Source organism: Rhodococcus tibetensis, from assembly GCF_024438035.1.
GTDB lineage: Bacteria > Actinomycetota > Actinomycetes > Mycobacteriales > Mycobacteriaceae > Rhodococcus_F > Rhodococcus_F tibetensis.
Genome location: NZ_JANFQF010000036.1, coordinates 1 through 22,471 on the forward strand (window position 1 = coordinate 1; position 22,471 = coordinate 22,471).

Here is a 22,471-nt window from a genome sequence, read left to right on the forward strand (position 1 = left end):
GTGACGCCATCGCCCGCGAACTCACCCTCGACCGATCAGCTACATTCCAACCACTGACCACACTGTCCACGAAGTCCTGAGACAGATGTGTACACGAAGTCCTGAGACAGCACACGAGTCCAGAGACTCGTCAACCACGCACGGGCGCAGAGCGCCTATAGCGGTCACGGACCTCGGGGGTGGGGTCCGCCTCGTAACGCTGTGCGGGGGTGGCATCCCACTTCGGTGGTTCCGCCGTTCCGGCGAGTGTCCACGCGGCCTGCCTGCACGCGCCGATGGCGACGTACTCGCCGGGCTCGGGCACCACGACGGGGGCACCGAAGACGGCCGGCGCGATCTCGCGGAGTGCGCGCGAGCGTGCGCCACCACCGACGAGCAGGATCCGGCGGACGGCCACACCCTGCGCGATCAGGTGATCGATCCCGGCCGCCAACCCGCACAGCAACCCTTCGACGGCCGCCCGTGCGAGGTGCGCGGGAGTCGAATTATCGAGGCGCAGGCCCTCTATCGAGCCCGTGGCGTTCGGTCTGTTCGGTGTGCGTTCCCCTTCGAAGTACGGCACCATCACCAGGCCGCCGCTGCCGGACGGCGCCGACAGCGCCAGCCGCGACAGTTCGTCGTGATCGACGCCCAACATCGAGGCTGTGGCGTCGAGCACGCGCGCCGCGTTGAGGGTGCAGACGAGCGGCAGATGGCGTCCCGTCGCGTCGGCGAACCCAGCGACGAAGCCGCCGGGATCGTTGGCCGCTGTTTCCGTCACCGCGGATACCACACCCGAGGTGCCCACCGATACGACGACGTCCCCCTCCTGTGCGTCCAGAGCGAGTGCGGCAGCGGCGTTGTCACCGGTACCGGGGCCGAGCACCGCGCCCCATCGGGTCTCGCCGATCCGCTCCGAGGGCGCTGCCACGCGCGGCACTGCCGCCGAGCGGCCGCGCAGGGCCAAGGACAGCAGGTCGGGTCGATACGTATTGGTGGCGGCCGAGAAGTATCCGGTGCCGCTCGCCTCACCGCGGTCGGTGGCCAGGGCATCGAGATCGCGCGTGCCATCGAGCTGCCAGCCGATCCAGTCGTGTGGGAGGCACACCGCTGCCGTCCGGTCGGCATGTGCGGGTTCGGTATCCGCGAGCCAGCGGAGTTTGCTGACGGTGATGGCCGCGAGTGGCACGACGCCCACAGCGTCCGCCCAGGCCTGGGTGCCGCCGAGCTCCTCCACCAAGTGGGTGGCTGCTTCCGCCGACCGGGTGTCGTTCCACAGCAGGGCCGGGCGTACCACCGTTCCGGTGTCGTCGAGGCACACCATGCCGTGTTGCTGGGCGCCCACCGACACCGCCGCGACATCGTCGAGACCACCGGCCGCGGCGATCGCGGTGTCGAGGGCCCGCGCCCACTCCTGCGGGTCCACTTCGGTTCCGTCGGGATGGGACGCTTTGCCCTCCCGAACGAGTTGTCCAGTGTCGGCGTCGCAGACGAGCACCTTGCACGACTGGGTCGACGAATCGATTCCTGCAACGAGTGTCATCGCAGAACCCTGGCCTCTCGGTCGAGCGTTTCGCGGTCCGGAAGGTCCGCGCCGGCCTTCGCGACGGTGAGGGCGGACATGAGAACGGCGTTGGCGAGTACTGTCCGCAACCGGGCGGGATCGGCACCGCGAAGGGCGCCACGGTGTTTCGCACCGAGCAGGCCCTGAGACCAGAAGCCGTCGAGCAGCCCGGCCATGAACGCGTCACCGGCGCCGACGGTGTCGATCACCTGGACCTCGAGCGCGGCGACCTCGACGACACCCGCTGCGCAAACCGCGAAGGCACCCTCCGAGCCTTTCGTCACCGCGACCACTGCGGGTCCGAGCGCCAGCCAGTCGCGGGCGATGTCGACCGGGTCTCGGGTGGGGTCGAACCATGCGAGGTCTTCGTCGCTGGCCTTGACGATGTCGGACATCGACACGACGTGCTCGATTCGTTCCCGGGCCCGTACCTCGTCGGCGATCAGTGCGGTCCGGACGTTCGGGTCGAAGCTGATGGTCGCCGAGGCACGTAGGCGGTAGAGGATATCGGCCACCACGGCGCAGCCGGGTTCCATCATGGCCGCAATGGACCCGGTATGGACGAGTTCCGGAGTCGAGGACCAGGCGGGAGCGGGCAACGCCCACTCGAGGTCGAACTCGTAGGTGGCCGCACCTGTCGGGTCCAGTGTTGCCCGCGCGGTGGCTGTGGGTTCGGCCGACATGCTTCCGGGCGCCACCCGGACACCTGACGCCGCGAGGTGGTCGAGGATCATGCGCCCCCGTGTGTCGTCACCGATGCGGGTGACGAACTCCACCGGTCTGCCGAGGCGGGCGAGGCCGACTGCCACGTTGAGGGGGCTGCCACCGGCGTACTCGGTGGTGGTGCCGTCGGCAGCGGTGACGATGTCGATGAGGGCCTCCCCGACAACCATGCTCATGACTGCACCTTCTCACGCAGGGATTCGAGTGTGTCCCGCGCTCCGGCGCGATGAAGTGAATCGAGCGCCCAGAGGTACGCCTCGACGAAACGCGGGTGATCTGCAAGGTCTCCGAAGACGGACCGGTTCTCGATGAACGCCGTGGGGTGGGTCCTTTGGCTCCGGGCAAGGGGAACGAGTGAATCCTGGAGTTGATCGACCACGTCGATGGTGTCACCGTTCTCGTCGATTCCCTCGGCATATCTCGCCCAGCTGGCGACGATCGCCGCCGACAGCCGCACCGGACCACCGTTGGCAAGGTTCTCCTGGATGACGGGAAGTAGCCATTTCGGGATGCGGTCGGAGGATTCGGCACACAAGCGGGCCACCGTGTCGCGGATCTCGGGGTTCGAGAAGCGCTCGAGGAGAGTGCGCTTGTAGTCGTCCAGATCGACACCGGGCACCGGACGCAGGGTCGGGGTGGCCTCGTCGTCCATGTACGACAACAAGAATTGGGCGAACAGCGGATCTCTAGCCACGTCGTGCACGAGGCGATAGCCGGACAGGTACCCGAAATAGCAGAGAGCCTGATGACTCGCATTGAGTAGGCGGAGTTTCATCAGTTCGTAGGGTGCCACGTCGTCGACCATCTGCACGCCGACCTGCTCGAACGGCGGGCGGCCCAGAACGAACGCGTCTTCGAGGACCCACGAGGTGAACGGTTCCGCAGCCACCGGCCACTGGTCGTCGACACCGAATCGGTCCGACAGTGATTGCGTCACCTCTGTAGTGGTCCCCGGGGTGATGCGATCGACCATGGAGTTGGGGAAGGAGGTTTCGGTGCGCATCCAGGACGCCAGTTGCGGATCTTTCAGTTCGGCGTAGGCGAGGAACATCTTGCGTGCCACGGAGCCGTTTCCCTCGATGTTGTCGCAGGACATGATGGTCGGCGACGGCAGCCCGCGAGCACGACGCCGGGCGAGGGCTTCCACGATGAGCCCGAAAGTGCTTCTCGGCACGGCTCCGTTATGGAGATCGTGGACGATGTCGGGGTTCTCGGTGTCGAATTCTCCGGTGTCGTGGGTGAAGTTGTAGCCGCCCTCGGTGATCGTGAGCGAGACGATCTTCGTGGATTCGGCGGCGATCTTCTCGATCACGGCCTCGGCGTCATCTGGAGCGAAGAGGTAGTCGACGATGGAGCCGATGACGCTCACGTCCCAGGCTCCGTCGGCATGTTTCAGTGCCAGGGTATAGAGACCGTCCTGCGCGTCGAGGACGTCCTTCATCCGCCGATCGCCGGGCAGAACGCCGACTCCGCAGATGCCCCACTCGTGGGCCTGCCCGAGGCGCAGCAACTTGTCGACGTACATCGCCTGGTGTGCGCGGTGGAAGCCTCCGACACCGAAATGGACTATCCCGACCGAGATCCTGCTTCGATCGTAGGTGGGGACCTCGACTGTATCGCTGAGCCGCTCCAAGGTCTGCGCAGTCAGTTGCATTGCTCTCTCCTCATTCTTGGACGCGTACGACGGCCTTGAGGCTGCCCGGCATCCGGTCTGCATTCAACGCTTGTTCGGCCTGTGCCAGCGGGTACTTTCCGGTGACCATCGAATCGAGGTCGACTCGCCCCGACCGCGCAAGGGCGATCGCGGCCGGCCAGGTGTTGGCGTACCGAAAGATGCCGGTGAGCACCAATTCTCGGTTCTGGATCGTCTGCACCGGCAGTGTCATCTCGCTCGCGCCCATGCCCACCAGGACGACGGTGCCGGCCGGCCGCACCGCGCCGATCCCGGCCAGCACGGCGCTCGGCGCTCCGGATGCGTCGACAAAGGCATCGACGTGGAGGGCCGACATATCCTGCTCGCGCGGGTCGAGCACTGTGGTGGCGCCGAACTTGGCAGCGACGGCGCGCCTTTGGGCGTCGAGATCGGAGACGATCACCTCCGTGGCGCCGAAGGCCAGGGCGGTTTGCACCGTCGCAATTCCGATCGGCCCGGCGCCCGCGATGAGCACTCGCGACCCTGCGGTCAGCCCGGCTTTCCGGCCGGTGGCGATGGCCACCGACAGCGGCTCGCACAGAGCTGCCGCGTCGTCGGACATCTCGTCGGGGACGGAATGCGCGAAAGCCGAACCGATGGTCACGTACTCGGCGAGCGCTCCGTCGATGGGGGGCGTCGCATAGAACTGCATGTGTGGACAGAGGTTATAGAGACCACGCCGGGTTTCGTCGGTATCGGGATCGGGACGCTGGGGTTCGATCGACACCCGCTGTCCGATTCGAGTTGTCGCGACGCCCTCGCCGACGCCGACGATGGTGCCCGCAGCCTCGTGGCCGAGAACGATGGGCTGTTCGACGACGAACTCCCCGATTCGTCCCTCGCGGTAGTAGTGCGCGTCCGATCCGCAGACCCCCACCGAGGACACCTGCACCAGCACGTCGCCGGGACCGGGTGAGGGAACGGTCCGCTCCCTGATCTCGATGCGACCGGGCTCGACGAGAACGCTCGCACGCATCGTGCTGGGGATATTCGAAGGAAGTGTTGTGTGGGTCACACCTCGATGCTAACGTACTGAGCAGAAGAACGCATAGTGATCATTTGCTCACGGCTTCTCGGGCCTCCGAAGTTCTCTCCACGGGCTCGAGATCATGGCGAGGAGAACCAGTGACGTCCCCCCACGCGACCGCCCAATCGCCGTCTCTCACCGCGGCTCCATCACCTTCCACCACGGAAGATCTGCGACTCGCGCTACGAGCGGCAACGCTCTACTACCTCGACGGTCTGACTCAGGCAGAAGTGGCCACCCGCCTCGGCGTCTCCCGGCCCACCGCGGGCCGCTTGGTTGCCCGCGCCAAGGCGCAGGGACTCGTGCGCATCGAGGTGCAGGTTCCGGCACATCTCAGCGACGCGCTGCGGTCGGACGAGGAACGCGCTCTCGAAGAGAGGTTCAACCTGGTCGAAGCGGTGGTAGTCGCCGACTCCGTGGACGCTGCCGGCCCGATCGACGAACACGGCAGCTTCGCCGGTGTGGGACGCTCTGCCGCGTCACTACTCGTGCGGCGGATCCGCGACACCGACACACTCGGCTTCACCTGGGGACCGGAAACGGTGGCCGTGGCGCAGGGTCTACCCTCCGGTGCAGCGGTGTGTGCCACCGTTGTGCAGCTCGACGGTTCGGTGAGCGCCATCAACTACCAGACCGGCACCGAGTACGTCCTCGGCAGGTGTGCAGAACAGTTGCAGGCCAATACCCTTCGGCTTCCCGTTCCGCTGTACGCGGATGCGTCCACCGTGGTATCCATGCGGGGAGACTCGGTGATCTCGAAGGCGCTCGAGGTCGGTCGCACCGCGGAGATGATGATCTTCGGCACCGGCGCGGTCTCTACGTCGACCACCCTGTTCGAGGGAAGCTTCCTCGACACCGACATGCTGTCGGTTCTCACCGACCTCGGCGCGGTGGGCGAAGTGGGTGGCCGTTTCTACCGGCTCGACGGAACCGACGTGGACGGGCCGCTGAACGAGCGCGCCATGTCTGTTCCACTCGACGACATCCGGGCCTGCGAGGGCTCGATCCTCGTCACGGGTGGGGCCGCGAAACACCAAGCGGCACTGGGTGCCCTCAACGGCGGACTGGCCAAGATGCTGGTCTGCGACATCGAATGCGCGCGTTGGCTGCTCGATCAGTAGCACCACGCAAGAGAGGTGAAGATCGGTGAAGAAACACAGGAAACCGGCGACGATGCTGGTAGCGGGCGCGGGAGCGCTCTGCCTCACGCTCAGCGGTTGCGCGGGCGCCGGATCGCTGGGCGCATCGGATCAGACCATCACCATCGCGATGGTCTCCAACTCACAGATGCAAGATGCCCAGAAGCTCGCCTCACAGTTCGAGGAGGAGAATCCCGACATCGACCTGAAGTTCGTCACGCTGTCGGAGAACCAGGCGCGCGCGAAAATCACGGCATCCACCGCAACCGGTGGCGGAGAGTTCGACGTCGTGATGATCAGCAACTACGAGACCCCGCAGTGGGCCAAGTATGGCTGGCTGAAGAATCTGTCGGAGTATGCCGAGGCGACGGAGGGTTACGACGAGGCCGACTTCATCCCCACCCTGCGTGAGTCGCTGTCCTACGAGGGGAACATGTACTCGGTGCCGTTCTACGGCGAGTCCTCGTTCCTGATGTACCGCAAGGACCTGTTCGAGCAGGCCGGAATCACTTTGTCGGAGAAGCCGACCTGGACCGAGGTCGCGGCGGCGGCAAAGCAACTCGACTCCGAGGACATGGCCGGCATCTGCCTGCGCGGCAAGCCGGGCTGGGGCGAATTGCTCGCACCCCTCGACACGGTCATCAATACGTTCGGCGGCCGCTGGTTCGACGAGGACTGGAACGCTCAGCTGACCAGCCCGGAGGTGGAACGGGCGGTGCAGTTCTACGTCGATCTGGTGCGCGAGTACGGCCAGCCCGGCGCCGCGACGAGCGGTTTCGGTGAGTGCGCCACGCAGCTGGCCCAGGGGCAGGTGGCGATGTGGTACGACTCGACCTCCGCGGTGTCCACGCTGGAGGATCCGGCGTCGAGCGCCGTCGTCGGCAAGATCGGATACGCGCCCGCACCGATCGAGGTGAAGGACAACTCGGGCTGGCTGTACAGCTGGTCGCTCGGAATTCCCGAGAGTAGCGAGAATCCCGATGCGGCGTGGAAGTTCATCTCGTGGATGACCGACAAGGAATACATACGCACGGTCGGTGAGGATCTGGGCTGGGAGCGGGTGCCTCCGGGCAGCCGGCTGTCGACCTACGAGATTCCCGAGTACAAGGAGGCGTCGGCCGCCTACGGTCCGCTGACGCTCGAGGCGATCGAGAATGCGACACCGGAGGCGCCCACCGTGCAACCGGTTCCGTACACCGGTGTGCAGTTCCTGGCGATCCCGGAGTTCCAGGATCTCGGAACCCGCGTCAGCCAGCAGATCAGCGCGGCGATCGCAGGCCAGCAAACAGTGCCCGAGGCGCTCGCCCAGGCACAGCAGTACGCCGAGGTGGTCGGCGCGACCTACCGGGAGGAAAGATGACAACCATCGCCGAGAAACCCACCGCGGACGGCACCGCCGACCGGGTGCGGGAGCTGCGGGAGGCCAAGGACGACAGCGTCTCCCGCGCCGAGGGTTGGCGTCGCCGGGGGCCGTTGCTGCCCGCTCTGATCTTCATGATCGTGGTCACTCAGATCCCGTTCCTGTTCACCCTGTACTACTCGACGCAGTCCTGGAACCTGGTGCGTCCCGGCTCCCAGGCATTCGTCGGATTGCAGAACTACGCGGACGTGTTCCAGGACAGCCAGTTCCGCGAGGTCGCGATCAACACCGTGATCTTGATCGTCGGCACCGTGTTGATCTCGGTGGTCCTCGGGCTGCTGCTCGCACTGCTGCTCGACCGCGCCTTCCTCGGTCGCGGCATCGTGCGCACCCTCCTCATCACCCCGTTCCTGGTGACACCTGTCGCCGGTGCGCTGCTGTGGAAGACCACGATGTTCGACCCGGTGTTCGGCATCGTCAACTTCGTCCTCTCCCCGTTCGGGGTGGGACAGGTCGACTGGGTCAGCAAGTTCCCGCTCGCTGCGGTCATGGTGAACCTGATCTGGCAGTGGACCCCGTTCATGATGCTGCTGATCCTGGCGGGTCTGCAGTCGATGCCGCGCGACATCCTCGAGGCGGCGCGGGTGGACGGTGCCAGGCCGTTCGCGATGTTCCGCGAACTGACCCTTCCGCATCTGCGCCGGTTTATCGAACTCGGCGCGGTGCTGGGTGCGATTTACCTGATCAATACGTTCGACGCCATCTACATGATGACCCAGGGCGGGCCGGGCACCGCGAGTGCCAACCTCCCCTTCTACATCTATCAGCGCGCATTCCTCGGTTTCGACATCGGGCAGGCCGCCGCGATGGGCGTCATCGTCGTGATCGCGACCATCGTCGTCGCGACCCTGGCGCTGCGCCTGATCTTCAAGAGCTTTACCGGTAACGAGGAGGCAGCGTAATGAGTACCGACACTGCGGCAGCGCCGGTGGAGTCCACCCCCACCGCGCCGGAGACGAAGCGGGCTCGCAAGCACCGCAAGTTCAGCGCGTGGAGCGTGGTGGCGTGGATCGTGGCGCTCGGCTTCTTCTTCCCGGTCGCCTGGATGGTGCTCACCGCGTTCAAGCAGGAGGGCGACGCCTACACGAGTCCGCCGAAACTGTTCTTTACGCCCACCTTGGACCAGTTCAAGGCAGTCCTCGACAGCGGAATCGGAACGGCACTGCTGAATTCGGCGTTCGCGACCGCCATGTCGACAATCCTCGTGCTTGCGCTCGGCGTGCCGGCGGCGTTCGCGCTGTCGTTGCGGCCGGTCCGCAAGACGAAGGACGCCCTGTTCTTCTTCATCAGCACGAAGATGCTCCCGATCGTTGCCGCGATCATCCCGCTGTACGTGATCGTCAACGACATCGGCCTGCTCGACAACATCTGGGCACTGGTCATCCTGTACACGGCGATGAACCTACCCATCGCGGTGTGGATGATGCGCTCGTTCTTCCTCGAGGTCCCCGGTGAACTGCTCGAGGCCGCGAGCATGGACGGCGCGAGCCTGTGGACGTCGGTGCGCGAGGTGATCCTACCGCTCGTGTCACCCGGCATCGCTGCCACCGCATTGATCTGCGTGATCTTCTCGTGGAACGAATTCTTCTTCGCGGTCAACCTCACCGCCGTTCAGGCGCAGACCATTCCGGTGTTCCTGGTCGGTTTCATCACCGGTGAGGGTCTGTACTGGGCACGGCTGTCGGCAGCGGCGACGCTGGCGGCGCTCCCGGTCATCCTGGCCGGCTGGGTCGCGCAGAACAAGCTCGTGCGCGGCCTGTCCTTCGGCGCGATCAAATGATCACCCCGGCAACCACTTCCCCCGACTTCGGTACTCACAAGAGGAGCAATCATGGCTGACATCGCGTACAAGGGCGCATCCTGCATCTACGAGAACGCCGACACGCTGGCGGTAGATGGACTCGACCTCGAAATCGAAGACGGCGAGTTCATCGTCCTCGTCGGCCCGTCCGGTTCCGGTAAGAGCACGGCGTTGCGGATGCTCGCCGGCCTCGAGGACATCGACGAGGGCACCATCACCATCAACGGCAAGGACATGGTGGGTGTGCCGTCGAAGGACCGCGACATCGCGATGGTGTTCCAGAACTACGCCCTCTACCCGAACAAGACGGTGGGCGAGAACATGGGATTCGCGCTCAAGATGCGCGGGGTCGGACTCGAGGAACGCAAGCGGAAGGTGGCCGAAGCCGCCAAGGTCCTCGACCTCACCGAATACCTCGATCGTAAGCCTGGCAAGCTTTCCGGTGGCCAGCGACAGCGGGTTGCGATGGGACGCGCGATCGTGCGTGAGCCGCAGGTGTTCTGCATGGACGAGCCGCTGTCCAACCTCGACGCCAAACTGCGCGTCCAGACGCGTACCCAGATCGCGGCGTTGCAGCGCAGGCTCGGAACCACCACCGTCTACGTCACCCACGACCAGGTCGAGGCCATGACGATGGGTGACCGGGTGGCCGTCCTGAAGAACGGCAAGCTGCAGCAGTTCTCGGCGCCGACCGAGCTGTACGACCGGCCCACCAACGCCTTCGTCGCCGGCTTCATCGGATCGCCCGCGATGAACCTGATGACCATGCCCATCGTCAGCGACGGCGTGCGCCTCGGGAACTCGACGCTCGCGCTCGAGCGCGACCAGCTCTCGGCGCTGCACGCGGCCGGACTGGAGACCGTCACGGTGGGTGTGCGTCCCGAGCAGTTGGAGCTCTCGACCGGGAGCGGAGGCATCGAGGTGATCGTGGACCTGGTCGAGGAACTCGGCAGCGAATCCTACGTCCACACCCACATCGCCGGTGACGGTACGCAACTGACCGCCAGGTCACTGACCCGCACACCCGCTCGGCTGGCCGACACGGTTTCCCTGCGCAAGCGCGACGGAGCGGTGCACCTGTTCCACCCCGAAACGGGGGAGCGGATCGGCGACTGACCTCGGCTACAGCGGATAGTGCGCAAGCACTCCCCGAGGGTCGTGGGTCTGTCGTAACATCCGGAGCCGCCGGAGGTTTCCCCCGTAGGCGGCGCTGATTTCGGCGCCGGTCTCGGGGAAACCCGGCCGCACTTCCACGCTGTAGATTCCGATCGTGTGAGGTGCGAGGACGTCGAGCGCACCGCCCGCCCACGACAGGCAGGCGGCGCCGTCGTAGGGATCGGACCAGATCGCGTTGAGGGGAACGTTCCATTCACCGGTGCGGCCCCAGAACGCGGTGTCGGTGTCGTCTACGTCGGCGAGTGCCCCGCCGCTGTGCTGGAAGTCGATACGGCACTGCGGGGTAGGAGCGCCGCGGATCTGGGCGGCCAACGCCTCGGCAATGTCGGAGTCGAGGGTCGGACCGGTAAAGACCGCTTTACCGAAGAAGGATCCGCGCGGTTCACCCGGTACCGGCAGGCGGATCGGTTCGGGTTCCTTCCCGCCTCGCCCGGGCGGGGTGAACTCGGGCAGCCCCTCGAGGTATCGGCCGGACATCTCGGAGCGGTAGAGCACGCTTTTCGACGCCGCTGCCACACCAGATGCTGCGGTGCGGGCGCTGGCGATGGTGGTCTCGTCCTGGCTCGCGCAGACGGTGTAGACGAACAGGACCGGTTCGCCGGGTGACTCATCGCTGTAGCCGAGGACGGCGCCCATCGTCGTATCGCGCGGAAGTTCCGGTGCCACACGGAAATAGGCGGCGAGTGCGTCGAGTCCGAGCATCATTCGGTCGACCCACACCGGACCGAACCGGTGGGTGCGCAGCACCGCTGACGTCACGACGCCGAAGCAAGGGGCGCACCCGCGCACCGCCCACCACAGATCCGCGTCGTCGCCGGTGCTTCGGTCGGACAGATGGAGGATCTCACCGGAGGGGAGGACGAGTTCCACCTCGACGAGATGATCGATTGTCAGCCCCAAGCTGCGGGTGAGGTAGCCGAAGCCACCGCGGGTGGCGAGCCCGAAGCCGGCGTGCCGGACGATGCCGACCGGCACCACCCGGTCGGCGGGCGCGAGGGCGTCGAGCATCGTCCCCATGGTCGCTCCGCCCGCGACGACAACGCGATCCCCCTCGAGGCGTGCGGTATGAAGGTGCGCCGAGAGGTCGAGGATCACGGCACCGTCGGCCACGCAGTTGGAGCTGAGGCCGCCGCCCCGCACGGTGACGGCACCACCTGTCCGATGCGCGATGGCCATGACCGTCGCGACTTCTGAGGCGGAGGCCGGTTCCACGACACAGGCTGGACGGCGTCTCGCGGCGTCGGGAAAAAACACCTTCCCGAGCGCATTTCGGTAACCGTGCGAGTCGGGGAGATGCACCCGATCGGGCACCGTCGCTTTCAGCTGCTCGACACATTCCGCGGACGGTGATCTCACGAGCGCCTCCTAGCCGGTTGCGTTTCCCGCCTGCCGCTGTTCCCGCGGGACCTTCATTCGTCCTCAGTCTCGCAGATGTGGGGCGGTGAGGTAGTGCTCGAGGACCGGCCCGACCCACCGCACCAGCTGCTCGTGCGTCATCTCCGCCAGTGGCGGAACGCGAAGGATATAGCGCGAGAACGCAAGTCCGAGGATCTGCGATCCCACGAGGGCCGCGCGTTCCCCCGCCCGGTCCGCCGCGACCACCGCGAGCGCCGGGGCCACCTGCCGGGCGAACACCTGCAGCATCGCCTCCGCCGCCCGAGCGCTGGTGGCCGCCGCCCGCAGCAGTGGAAGGAATGCGCCGTCGTTCTCCCATACGGCAAAGAATCGCGGCATCAGCACGGTGGCGAGCGCCTCGACCGGAACGTCGTGGAGATCGGGGAGGTGGAGTTCGAACTCGGCCGCCTCCGCGAACAACGATTCCTTGTTGGTGAAATAGCGGATCACGAGCGCGGGGTCGACGCCCACATCCGACGCGACAGCGCGCATCGTCGTGCGGTCGTAGCCTTCGGTGCCGAATCGGGCGCGCGCCGCATCGAGGATCGCGGCGCGGGTGGTGACAGCGGAGCGGGCACGGCGTTCGGGCATTCCCCCACTGTAGTCAACAGCTGTTGACCTGGCGATCGAAGGCGCCTACCGTGGAAGTCAACACCCGTTGACTTGGCGCGGTGAAGAGATCGGAGGACCGTCATGAACCACATCGACGTCGTGGTGATCGGCGCAGGACCCACCGGATGCATGCTCGCCGGGGAGTTGGCGGCGGCGGGAAGGTCGGTCACGGTTCTGGACAAGCGGGAGGCGCCCTCGCCGCTCAGCCGGGCGTTCGGTGTTCATGCCCGCACCCTGGAGTTGCTCGACGCCCGTGGGCTCGCCGATGAGCTCGTCGCCTCGGGTGCGGCGTCCCCCGGGTTGAAGCTGTGGCGAGGTGCGACACTGAATCTCGCCGGGCTCGCGTCACGGTTTCCGTTCGTGCTGATCACCCCACAGCGGAATGTCGATTCCCTCCTCGAGCGGCACGCCCGGAAGCAGGGCGCCGAGATCATTCGCGGCATCACCGTGACCGGCGTGCAGCAGGACGGCGACAGTGTCGTGGTTCGCGGGCACGATACGACGGGACGGGAGCGAATGTTTCGCGCGGCGTACGCGGTCGGGGCCGACGGCGCGCACAGCGCCGTGCGGCAGATGATCGGTCAGCCGTTTCCCGGAAGGGCGGTGCTTCGGTCGATCATGCTCGCCGACGTCGAGCTCCGGAACCCGCCCGAGCGCCTCGTGACCGTCAATGCCGTGCGCGACGGATTCGCCTTCCTCGCTCCCTACGGCGACAACCTCTTCCGTGTGATCGCCTGGAACCGGCGGCACCAGGTGGACGACCGTGCCCCCGTGGAACGGGCGGAATTGCGCAGCATCATCGAGCGCGCCATGGGCACGGACTACGGTCTCGGCGAGGTTCGCTGGCAGTCGCGCTTCCACAGCGACGAACGACAGGTCCCGCAGTACCGGACGGGGCGGGTGTTCCTTGCCGGTGACGCCGCGCACGTGCACTCGCCTGCCGGTGGACAGGGTATGAACACCGGCATACAGGACGCCGCCAACCTGGGGTGGAAGCTCGCCGCGGTGCTCGGCGGGGCGGATGACTCCGTGCTCGACACCTATCACGCCGAACGGCACCCGGTAGGAAGACTGGTTCTCCGCACCAGCGGCACCACGATGCGGATGATGACACTGCGGCCGTGGGTGCTGCGAAAGCTCCGGAACGTGGTGGTCGCGGCGCTTCTGCGATTCCCGCCGGCCGGACGGCGGATCGCCGGGACGTTCTCGGGAATCGGGATCCGGTACGGGCACCGACCCGGCGAGAGCGATCTGGTGGGTAGGCGGGTCGATGACATCCCCACTGCCGCCGGCAGGTTGTACGAGGTTCTGCGCTCCGGTGGTTTCGTCCTGATTACCGAGCGGGACGCTCCCGTGCCCGACGGAGTTCACGCCGTCTCCCGGCTCGGCGACGGTCCCGCCTTGCTCGTGCGGCCCGACGGGTACATCGCGTGGGCGGGCGAGAGTGCGTCCGAGGGGTGGCGAACTGTCTCGAAGTGGTGGACCGGCCGCGCGTCGGTCGCGGCCTGAATTCCGAGCGGGCTGCAAACCTCTCTGCCGTGGTGCTCCGGACCACCGCCGGCCACATCATCGGCGACTACGGATTGCGCCGCACCGGCTGTCTTGCGGGCGGGGCCGGGGAAATAGTTGTGTCTGAACGGCGGTTGCGTGGAGGGTGAAGCTGTCGATTCTGGACCGATCCCGCACCCGGGCCGGCGCGCCCGATGCCGCCGCGCTGACCGGGTCGATCGAACGGGCCGTGCACGCCGAGCAGCGCGGATTTCACCGGTTCTGGGTGGCCGAACACCACGCGGTCCCCGGGATCGCGAGTGGCTCGCCGCCCGTACTCCTCGCGGCCATCGGAGCACACACCGACCGAATCCGGCTCGGATCGGGTGGCGTGATGCTGCCCAATCATCAGCCCCTTGTGGTGGCAGAACAGTTCCTGATGCTGGGGGCCATGTACCCAGGGCGGATCGACCTGGGAGTCGGGCGGTCACTGGGGTTCACCACACCGGTCCGCGAGGCTCTGCGCCGCGATCGGAATGCACCCGACACGTTCGTCGACGACCTCGACGAGCTGCGGCGGTATCTGGAGGGCGGAGCGCCGGTCACCGCACGACCCCGGGTGGACACCGCACCCCCGATGTTCGTGCTCGCCACCCGACGTGGGCTCGACTTCGCCGCTCGCGCCGGACTGCCGGTGGTAGTGGGTGGCCCGATTCTGGGCAGCACAACGGGGAAGATTCCGGAACTCGAACGCTACCGCGACAACTTCGTGCCGTCACCGGGGAACCGCAAGCCCTACGTGGTGATCTCGCTCGAAGTGATGATCGCGCACAGTGCCGACGCGGCACGCGAGCTGCTCTTGCCGGAGGCGTGGGCGCTGGCGGTGTCGAGCCGGACGGGCGAGTTCCCGGCCCTCGAACCGGTCTCGGCCATCTGCGATCAGCCGTGGACACCACGGATGCGTGAGCAGATCGACGCGTCGATCGAGTCCTCGATTCACGGAACGCCGGACGAGGTGCGGGACGAGCTCGACTCCCTGTTCGCCCGCACCGGCGCGGAGGAGCTTCTCGCTTCCACGTCGACGTTCGACCGCGAGGCGCTGTTCGAATCCGACCGCAAGCTGTCGCTTCTGTACCGTCAGTGAACCGGCACAATTCTCGAGGTCAGGAGAGCAACTGATGAAGGACTTCACCGCCTGGATCGCTCGCGAGAACGAGGGCACGATCGAGCTCACCCCCGACACGGTCGACGAGTCGTTTCTTCCGCCGGGTGAGGTCACCGTTCAGGTCGAGTACTCCAGCGTGAACTTCAAGGACGCCCTGGCGCTCACCCCGAAGGGCGGGGTGGTGCGTGCGTATCCGATCGTGCCCGGCATCGACCTCGCCGGCACGGTGGTCGAGTCGGAGTCGTCGGAGTTCGCGGTAGGCGACAAGGTGATCGCGCACGGATACGACATCGGTACCGCCCGCCACGGTGGGTACGCGCAGTTCGCCCGGGTCCCGGCCGACTGGGTGGTGCGGCTGGGCAGCATGTCGACCCGCACCGCCGCAGCGATCGGGACGGCCGGTTTCACGGCCGCGATGAGTGTCGAGGCGTTGCTGTCCCGCGGACTCGAACCGGGTGATGGTCCGGTGCTGGTCACCGGTGCGAGCGGCGGTGTGGGCACGGTGGCCGTCGATCTTCTGGCAGCTGCCGGATTCGAGGTGGTGGCGTCGAGCGGGAAGCCCGAAAAAGCTGAGCTGCTGACCGGCCTGGGTGCAAGCAAGGTGATCGGGCGGCTTCCCGAACCCGACACCAAGCCTCGTCCGCTGAGTAAGGCGCAGTGGGCAGCCGCGGTCGATTGCGTCGGTGGCGCCACTCTTGCGCACGTACTCAGCACCATCGAGTACGGCGGTGCTGTGGCGGCCAGCGGACTCACCGGTGGTTCCGGACTCGACACCACCGTTCTGCCGTTCATCCTCCGCGGCGTCAGCCTCCTCGGTATCGACTCGGTGCAGTACCCGATCGCGCAGCGGCGCCGCCTGTGGGATCGTCTCGCCACCGATCTCGCGCCGGCGCACCTCGACTCGATCATCCAGGACGTCCCGATCGCCGATGTGGTGTCGGTGATCGACCAGGTACGGGCGGGGACGTACTCGGGCCGGGCCGTCGTGGCTGTCGCCCCATGATGCTCCTATGAGGAGCATCATGGGCGCCGGAGGCGCGCAATCCAGGCACGGGACTGGGCAGGGTCGATCACGTCGTCGAGCTCGAAGATCGTCGCCGCGTTCAGAGCCTTGCCGTGCTGGTAGGCCGCATCCACGAGCTGAGAGAACGCAGCGTCGCACTGAGCCGGATCGTCGATCGCGTCGAGTTCTTTCCGGAATCCGAGTCGCACGGCGCCTTCCAAACCCATTGCGCCGATTTCGCCGGTCGGCCAGGCGACGGTGAACTGCGAGGCGTGGAACGATCCGCCCGCCATGGCCATGGCTCCCAGCCCATAGCCCTTGCGCAGGATGATCGTGCCGTAGGGCACCGTCATCCGCGCGCCTGCGATGAACAGTGCGCCGAACCGGCGCACTGTTGCCTCCTTCTCCGAATCCGGTCCCACCATGAATCCCGGTGTGTCGCAGAGAGAGACCACGGGTAGGCCGAACGATTCACACAGTCGCAGGAAGTCGGCCATCTTGTCTGCCCCCACGGCATCGATGGCGCCGCCCAGGTGGTGACTGCTGTTGGCGACAACTCCGTAGGGGTGTCCTTCCACCCGCATCAATGCGGTCACGATGCCGACACCGTAATCGGGTCGCAGTTCGAGTACGGAGTCGACATCCGCAATAGAGTCGACGGCAGTGCGAACGTCGTAGGCGCGTAGCCGGTTCTCGGGAACGACGTGCCGGGCACTTCGTTCGTCGGGGGCAGCCCACTGCGCCAGGGGCCCTTGGAAGTACGACAGATACTGTTTGGCCAGTTCGACCGCGTGGGCCTCGTCTCGGGCGAGGAGGTCGATTACCCCGTTTCGCCGTTGCACTTCGACGGGTCCGATGTCCTCCGGCCGGTACACGCCCAGCCCACCGCCCTCCACCATGGCCGGTCCGCCCATGCCGATGTTTGCATCGGGGGTGGCGATGAGGATGTCGCAGACCCCTGCCAGCGCAGCATTGCCCGCGAAGCACCGGCCCGACACTATCGAAATCAACGGCACCTTCCCGTTCAGGGCCGCGAGCGATCGGAACGTGTCGAGGTCGAGTCCGGCTGCGGTACCGACATCGGTATCGCCCGGCCGGCCACCGCCGCCTTCGGCGAAGAGAACCAGCGGAATGTGCTTACGCGCAGCCAGTCCGATCACCCGGTCGGTCTTCGCATGGTTGCGCATTCCCTGCGTTCCGGCGAGCACGGTGTAGTCGTACGACAGCACCACGGCCTCGGAGCCGTCCGGACCGAACACGTCGGCGTTGATGGTGGCCAGCCCCGCGACCAGGCCGTCTGCCGGTGTGTTGTCGATCAGGTCCTGCTCGGAGCGACGGCTGCGCTGCGCTGCGAGAACGAGGGGACCGTATTCGACGAAACTGCCGGGGTCGACGAGATCGTCGATGTTCGCCCGGGCGCTGCGGCGACCCAGCTTCGCACGCTTGGCCATCGCGGCAGGCCGCGCGGCGTCGAGGGTCACCTCGTGCCGGCGCCGGATCTCGGCCAGATCCTCGCGCTCGCTGTCCAGATCGACAGCAGATTTTGTCACCTCGGCGGAATCGGCACCGGTGCGGCGAATGACGACCAGGGGGTCCCCGGTATCCACCGTCTGCCCCCGCGATACCAGCAGTCGTTCCACCAAAGCAGTCGCGGGACTGGCGATCACGTGCTGCATCTTCATCGCCTCGAGCACCAACAGTGCGACGCCCGAGTCCACGTTCCGGCCTTCGTCGACCACCTCGACGATGGTTCCGGCCATCTCCGCCCGCAGCACTTCTTCACCGGCCCGCAACTCGATCGCCGTCGAAGGGATGCGCGTCCCCTGGTTCGCCTGCACTCGCTCGACCAGCCTGCTCATTCGATCGCCGAGGTAATCGGTGCCCACGACGCCGCTTCCGAAATCCGGATCGGTGAGGATGGCGCGCAGGAACGCGATGTTGGTGGGGATGCCCTCGATGTCGAATTCGGCCAGCGCCGCATCCGCTTTCCGCACGGCAGCAGAGAACGCGAGTCCGCGTGAATGGACGATCACCTTGGCGAGGAGGGAGTCGTAGCGGGGACTCGGCGAGAATCCCGGACGCCCGAAGGTATCGACTCGAACGCCGGGTCCGGTCGGAGGGGAGAACACGGCGAGGGTGCCGGCGGCAGGGACAGCCTGCCCATCCGGTCGCATCGTCTCCATGTTGACCCTCGACTGAACGGCGATACCCCGGGAGGTGGCAGGCTCACCGCAAGTGTCCAGGCCGGTGGCGGTGATTCCGCGGGGGAGGGACAACGCCGCGAAGTCGGCACCCGCGGCGATCGCGAGTTGCGTCGCGACGAGGTCGACACCAGACACTTCCTCGGTCACAGTGTGTTCCACCTGGATCCGCGGGTTGACTTCCAAGAAATAGAACTCGTCGGGGGAGACGAGAAACTCGACGGTGGCGAGTCCCCGGAATCCCACGCTGGCGCACAACCGAGCACCGGCCTCGTGTAAATCGGTGCGCAACGTCGGGTCGAGGCCCTGTGCCGGTGCAATCTCGATGAGCTTCTGATGACGACGTTGGACGCTGCAGTCGCGATCGCCGAGCGCCAGCGCGCGCACGCCCTCCGGTGACGGTGCCGCCACCACCTGAACTTCGATGTGCCGCGCCCCCGTCAGCAGTGCTTCCGCGAACACGGCCGGGTTGCCGAAGCCGAGCTGGGCTTCGGCAGCACACAATCGATAGGCGTGTTCGATCTGATCGGCGCTGTGCACGGCGCGGATTCCGCGGCCGCCGCCACCGGCGAGTGCCTTGATCATGATGCCCTGCGGCCGGCTCGCGAAGAAGGCGCGGACGCCATCGATGTCGGTGGCACCGTTTGTGGCCGGGAGCACCGGAACCTTCGCCGCGACTGCCGCATCCCGGGCAGCCGACTTGTTCCCGAAGACGTCGAGCAGGTCAGGGCTCGGTCCGACGAACGTTACGCCGGCCTCTGCGCACGCACGGGCGAAAGCAGCGTTCTCACTCAGGAATCCGTAACCCGGATGGACTACGGTGGCACCGAACGTCGCCGCAATTTCGAGCAGCGCTGCGTGGTCGAGGTAGGCGGAGGGGCCCGATCCGCTCAGTGCCGCTGCCTCGGTCGCAGCCCGAACGTGGGGACTGTCCGCATCATCCTCTGCATAGACGGCCACCGTCTTTATCGACATCTCGGCGGCGGAGCGGATGATGCGCAGCGCAATCTCGCCACGGTTGGCGACCAGCAGTGTCATTTGTACTCCTCGGCAAGGGTGAACAGGTCGGCCTTGCGGACTTTTCCTGTCGCCGTCATCGGCAGGGTCTCGAGGACTTCGACCGTGGGCACTTTGTAGGTGGCCATGTTCTGGGTTGCCCACTCGCGCAGTTCGTCACCCGACACGTTCTGATCAGGCAGGAGTTGCACGAAGGCGAAAGGAACCTGCCCTTTTGCGGCGTCCGGTTTGGGAACCACGGCAGCGGCCCGAATGGCAGGGTGCAGCAGAAGGAGTGCCTCCACCTCCGAGGGAAACACGCTCATACCGTTGGTCTTGATCATTTCTTTGTTGCGGGCCAGATAATGCAAGGCGCCGTTATCGTCGAGCTTGCCGATGTCGCCGGTCCGCAACCATCCGCCTTGCAGTGCCACAGCGGTGGCCTCTGGTTTTCCGTAGTAGCCGGTGAGGAGGGATGGGCTGCGCACGATGATCTCACCGGGCTCGCCCACCGGGACCGGAACCCCGACCTCGTCGACGACGAGGATGTCCGTGCCGGGTACGGGGAGCCCGCAGAACACCGGCTCGCTGAGAAGGTCGTAGTCGCCCGCGTGGAAGCCGAGGGTGATGGTGTCGGCGGTGTGGGTTTCCGTCATACCGTAACTGGCTTCTCTCAACATTTGGCCGGTGGCATCGCGCCACCGGGCGCGAATCGCCGGATCGAGTTTCAGGACGAACGACACGGCCATGGCGTTGTCGAGCGTCGACGTGTCGCCGTCGGCAAAGCCGGGAAGGTTCATCAATTCCACGTAGTTGTCGACCGTACCGACCATCGAGGTGACTCGGCATTGCTCGATCAGCACCGCCACGGCCTCCGGGTCCCATCGGGTGAGGAGAACGACGGTTCCGCCGTTGATCAGCGGATACAGAATCCCGAAGTCTTCTCCCGCAATCCAGAAGACGGGGAGGAACCCGAGAACGACGGGTGGCGTCTCACCGACTCGTCGTCCACTTGCCAGGGTCGCGGTGGCCGCGGTGTAGACCATGTGCCACTGAGTGTGCTCGCAGCCCTTGGGCATTCCGGTGGTGCCACCGGTGTAGTTCAACGCCGCCAGCGCGTCGGGGTCGGGCGGAACCGGTTCCGCGCGTGGCGACTCCATGATCTCGGCCCAGTCCGTGGGCGCGGCCTCGCCGTGGGGAAAGGGCGGCGGCACGGTCGGCTCTGGCGGCAGCAGATCGGACAGCGAGGTCACCGCCACGTGCCGCAGTGGGGTGTTCCGGCGTACCGACTCCACCATGGGTGCGAAAGAGTCTTGGGTCAGCAGAATCTCGACACCGGCATCGTCGAGTTCGTAGATCAGTTCGTGCTCGCGGAACAGTGGGTTGATCGGCACGTGGACTGCACCGATCTTCAGAATGCCGAGCATCGCGATGTGGAACTGCGGGCAGTTCGCAAGATGAACGCCGACGCGGTCACCGGCTGCGGCGCCCTGTCTCAGGAGCCATCCCGCGAACCGGTCGGACATTTCGTCGTACTCCGCGTAGGTGATTCGGCGTCCGTAGAAGTCGATTGCGACTGTGCTCGGCCGCGTCGTCGCCCAGTGGCGCAGATAACCGACGACGGTCCGGTCCTCGATCGGATACTCGACGCCTCGCGGTACCTGCGACGGCCAGGCGGTGTCCTGGAGCTCGCGAATCTCGGCGAGGGCTGTTTCCAGTGCCGCATGGTCACTCGAAGGTGAAGGTGGCATACCGAACTCCCGATTCTGTGCAGATGGTTCCGGCTCAGGAAAGCCGATGAGTTTTTCGGAGATGGCGGTCAGGTCGGAGGTGTAGCGACGTTGTTCCCGTGCGGTGGCGTCGACGAGCCGGGTGGCGCCGGCCAGCTGGGCGTCGGCGAGCGTCTGCGCGATTCGGGCCGGCGGCGCGCACGGTACGACATCGCAGCTCTCGTTGATCCGCTCGATGAAACGGGTGTAACGACGAATCAGCCGTGTCTGCACGGCGGACCATGTTCGGCCGACCTCCGGATCGAGACGCGCGCGGTGCTCGATCAGTTCGAGGACGCGTCCGTTGGCGTACACAGCTTCGACGAAGGCTTTGGTGGTCGTGCGCAGGACCTCGCGCAAGTCGTCGACGGCTGGACCTTCCACGTGCTGCGATTCGAGGAACTCCTCGCACACCTCTGCCGCCACCGCATGGAACATTTCGTCCCTGGACGAGAAGTACGCGTAGAAGGTCGCCCGGGACACGTCGGCGCGAGTGGTGATGACCTCGACGGTGGTGCGGTCGTAACCGAGTTCGGCGAAGCACGCGCTTGCCGCACGGACGAGTTCCCGCCGCCGCGGTCCGTCGTTCCTCTTCCGCGCAGTCCGAGCCCGTTCCTGCGCCTCACTTGTGGTCACGATCACAGTATCGGTTGATGTTGACGTCAATGTCAATATCGGAAGTGGCGCTCAGGGGACGCCGATGATGCAATGCCCAGTTTCGTTCGACGCGTCCGTATCGGAGCCGGTGTGGTGCGGAGTGATCCGGTATCAGAGTGGTTGGAGGAGGAAGATCCGGAACTCGCGTCCGCCTGACCGCTCATGCTCCATGAGATAACCGGGCCAGTACTCGGTCACCAGCTTCCACAGCTGCTCGCGTTCCTCGCCCGTGGCCATCCGAACGCTCGTGCGGCTCTCGTGCGGCCCGATTTTCACTAGGGCTTCCCGCGCGTCCCGCAGGTTCGCCGACCACGTCGGGTGTTCGGGGCGTCCCCAGTTCGACCCGGTCACGATGTGCCCGTCGCCGTGCGGGATGCACAGGAGCGCTGTCGTCCGAGGCGTGCCGCTCTTGCGTCCGGGCACTGTTACCTGCAACGACTGCAGTCCGCCGATGCCGATAAGGCTCACCCGGTTGCCGGTCCAGGCACGCAGATGCGATTCGAGCCAGATGATGACCGGCGCCAGCCGCATGACCCACTCCTGTGTCCCGAGCCAGCGGGCGAGCGCGACCAGAGGATTGCGGCGCCGCTGGGGCTGCGCAGCGGACGAGGAACCGGCGTTCATGTTCGTAATCATCCCCCAGCGCCACAATGCGTGCGTCGT

Annotated in this window: 17 protein-coding genes and 1 pseudogene; 8 read left to right on the forward strand and 10 right to left on the reverse strand. The window is 66.2% G+C overall.

Features of this window, described 5'->3' with window-relative positions:
* Positions 1-130: 130 nt before the first annotated feature.
* Genes NOF53_RS26590 through NOF53_RS26605 form a run of 4 tightly spaced genes read right to left on the reverse strand, consistent with a single transcriptional unit; the run spans position 131 to position 4,935 of the window.
* Positions 131-1,522: a xylulokinase gene (locus NOF53_RS26590; RefSeq protein WP_255974537.1), complete on the reverse strand. Its 1,392-nt coding sequence runs from the start codon at positions 1,520-1,522 to the stop codon at positions 131-133.
* Complete coding sequence (locus NOF53_RS26595) at positions 1,519-2,442, reverse strand: carbohydrate kinase family protein (protein WP_255974539.1); 924 nt, start codon at positions 2,440-2,442, stop codon at positions 1,519-1,521. Before NOF53_RS26595 ends, NOF53_RS26590 begins: the two co-directional genes overlap by 4 nt.
* A complete protein-coding gene (locus tag NOF53_RS26600; RefSeq protein WP_255974541.1) occupies positions 2,439-3,920 on the reverse strand; it encodes a mannitol dehydrogenase family protein in 1,482 nt (493 codons plus the stop codon). Before NOF53_RS26600 ends, NOF53_RS26595 begins: the two co-directional genes overlap by 4 nt.
* 10 nt (positions 3,921-3,930) lie before the next feature.
* Entirely contained in the window at positions 3,931-4,935 is a 1,005-nt protein-coding gene (locus NOF53_RS26605; RefSeq protein ID WP_255974580.1) for an NAD(P)-dependent alcohol dehydrogenase, read from the reverse strand.
* A gap of 149 nt (positions 4,936-5,084) precedes the next feature.
* Between NOF53_RS26605 and NOF53_RS26610 the strand changes: the two genes are divergently transcribed.
* Genes NOF53_RS26610 through NOF53_RS26630 form a run of 5 tightly spaced genes read left to right on the forward strand, consistent with a single transcriptional unit; the run spans position 5,085 to position 10,462 of the window.
* Positions 5,085-6,107 carry a sugar-binding transcriptional regulator gene (locus NOF53_RS26610; protein WP_255974543.1) on the forward strand — a complete coding sequence of 341 codons (1,023 nt, stop codon included), beginning with the start codon at positions 5,085-5,087 and terminating at the stop codon, positions 6,105-6,107.
* Between the two features lie 52 nt (positions 6,108-6,159).
* A complete protein-coding gene (locus NOF53_RS26615) occupies positions 6,160-7,485 on the forward strand; it encodes an ABC transporter substrate-binding protein (protein ID WP_255974582.1) in 1,326 nt (441 codons plus the stop codon).
* Positions 7,482-8,447 (forward strand): carbohydrate ABC transporter permease, encoded by a 966-nt coding sequence (locus NOF53_RS26620; protein WP_255974545.1) that lies wholly within the window; start codon positions 7,482-7,484, stop codon positions 8,445-8,447. The genes NOF53_RS26615 and NOF53_RS26620 overlap by 4 nt, the downstream gene beginning before the upstream one ends.
* Positions 8,447-9,325 carry a carbohydrate ABC transporter permease gene (locus NOF53_RS26625; RefSeq protein ID WP_255974547.1) on the forward strand — a complete coding sequence of 293 codons (879 nt, stop codon included), beginning with the start codon at positions 8,447-8,449 and terminating at the stop codon, positions 9,323-9,325. Before NOF53_RS26620 ends, NOF53_RS26625 begins: the two co-directional genes overlap by 1 nt.
* Before the next feature lie 51 nt (positions 9,326-9,376).
* Positions 9,377-10,462, forward strand: a complete 1,086-nt coding sequence (locus NOF53_RS26630; RefSeq protein ID WP_255974549.1) for an ABC transporter ATP-binding protein — start codon at positions 9,377-9,379, stop codon at positions 10,460-10,462.
* 6 nt (positions 10,463-10,468) lie between these two features.
* Here the strand turns inward: NOF53_RS26630 and NOF53_RS26635 are convergent, their stop codons facing one another.
* Positions 10,469-11,878, reverse strand: coding sequence for an FAD-binding oxidoreductase (locus NOF53_RS26635; protein ID WP_255974550.1), 1,410 nt, complete (start codon positions 11,876-11,878; stop codon positions 10,469-10,471).
* A 63-nt stretch (positions 11,879-11,941) separates the two neighbouring features.
* The gene (locus NOF53_RS26640) at positions 11,942-12,508 is read right to left on the reverse strand and encodes a TetR/AcrR family transcriptional regulator (RefSeq protein WP_255974552.1); all 567 of its coding nucleotides are present in this window, start codon (positions 12,506-12,508) and stop codon (positions 11,942-11,944) included.
* 102 nt (positions 12,509-12,610) lie between these two features.
* Here NOF53_RS26640 and NOF53_RS26645 point away from each other — a divergent pair, with 102 nt between their 5' ends.
* The 3 genes from NOF53_RS26645 to NOF53_RS26655 all read left to right on the forward strand — a co-directional run bounded on the left by NOF53_RS26645 (position 12,611) and on the right by NOF53_RS26655 (position 16,185).
* Complete coding sequence (locus tag NOF53_RS26645) at positions 12,611-14,038, forward strand: FAD-dependent oxidoreductase (RefSeq protein WP_255974554.1); 1,428 nt, start codon at positions 12,611-12,613, stop codon at positions 14,036-14,038.
* Between the two features lie 145 nt (positions 14,039-14,183).
* Positions 14,184-15,161, forward strand: coding sequence for an LLM class flavin-dependent oxidoreductase (locus tag NOF53_RS26650; protein ID WP_255974556.1), 978 nt, complete (start codon positions 14,184-14,186; stop codon positions 15,159-15,161).
* Between the two features lie 34 nt (positions 15,162-15,195).
* Entirely contained in the window at positions 15,196-16,185 is a 990-nt protein-coding gene (locus NOF53_RS26655; protein ID WP_255974558.1) for an MDR family oxidoreductase, read from the forward strand.
* A gap of 17 nt (positions 16,186-16,202) precedes the next feature.
* On the opposite strand, the gene NOF53_RS26660 is transcribed toward NOF53_RS26655, so the two are convergent.
* The 4 genes and pseudogenes from NOF53_RS26660 to NOF53_RS26675 form a co-directional block, all read right to left on the reverse strand.
* Positions 16,203-19,424 (reverse strand): acetyl-CoA carboxylase family protein, encoded by a 3,222-nt coding sequence (locus tag NOF53_RS26660; protein ID WP_255974560.1) that lies wholly within the window; start codon positions 19,422-19,424, stop codon positions 16,203-16,205.
* A complete protein-coding gene (locus NOF53_RS26665; protein WP_255974584.1) occupies positions 19,421-21,133 on the reverse strand; it encodes an AMP-binding protein in 1,713 nt (570 codons plus the stop codon). Before NOF53_RS26665 ends, NOF53_RS26660 begins: the two co-directional genes overlap by 4 nt.
* Before the next feature lie 39 nt (positions 21,134-21,172).
* Positions 21,173-21,793, reverse strand: a pseudogene (locus NOF53_RS27820) (TetR/AcrR family transcriptional regulator); the annotation flags it as partial.
* A 126-nt stretch (positions 21,794-21,919) separates the two neighbouring features.
* Positions 21,920-22,432 carry a nitroreductase family deazaflavin-dependent oxidoreductase gene (locus NOF53_RS26675; RefSeq protein ID WP_255974562.1) on the reverse strand — a complete coding sequence of 171 codons (513 nt, stop codon included), beginning with the start codon at positions 22,430-22,432 and terminating at the stop codon, positions 21,920-21,922.
* Positions 22,433-22,471: the final 39 nt, after the last annotated feature.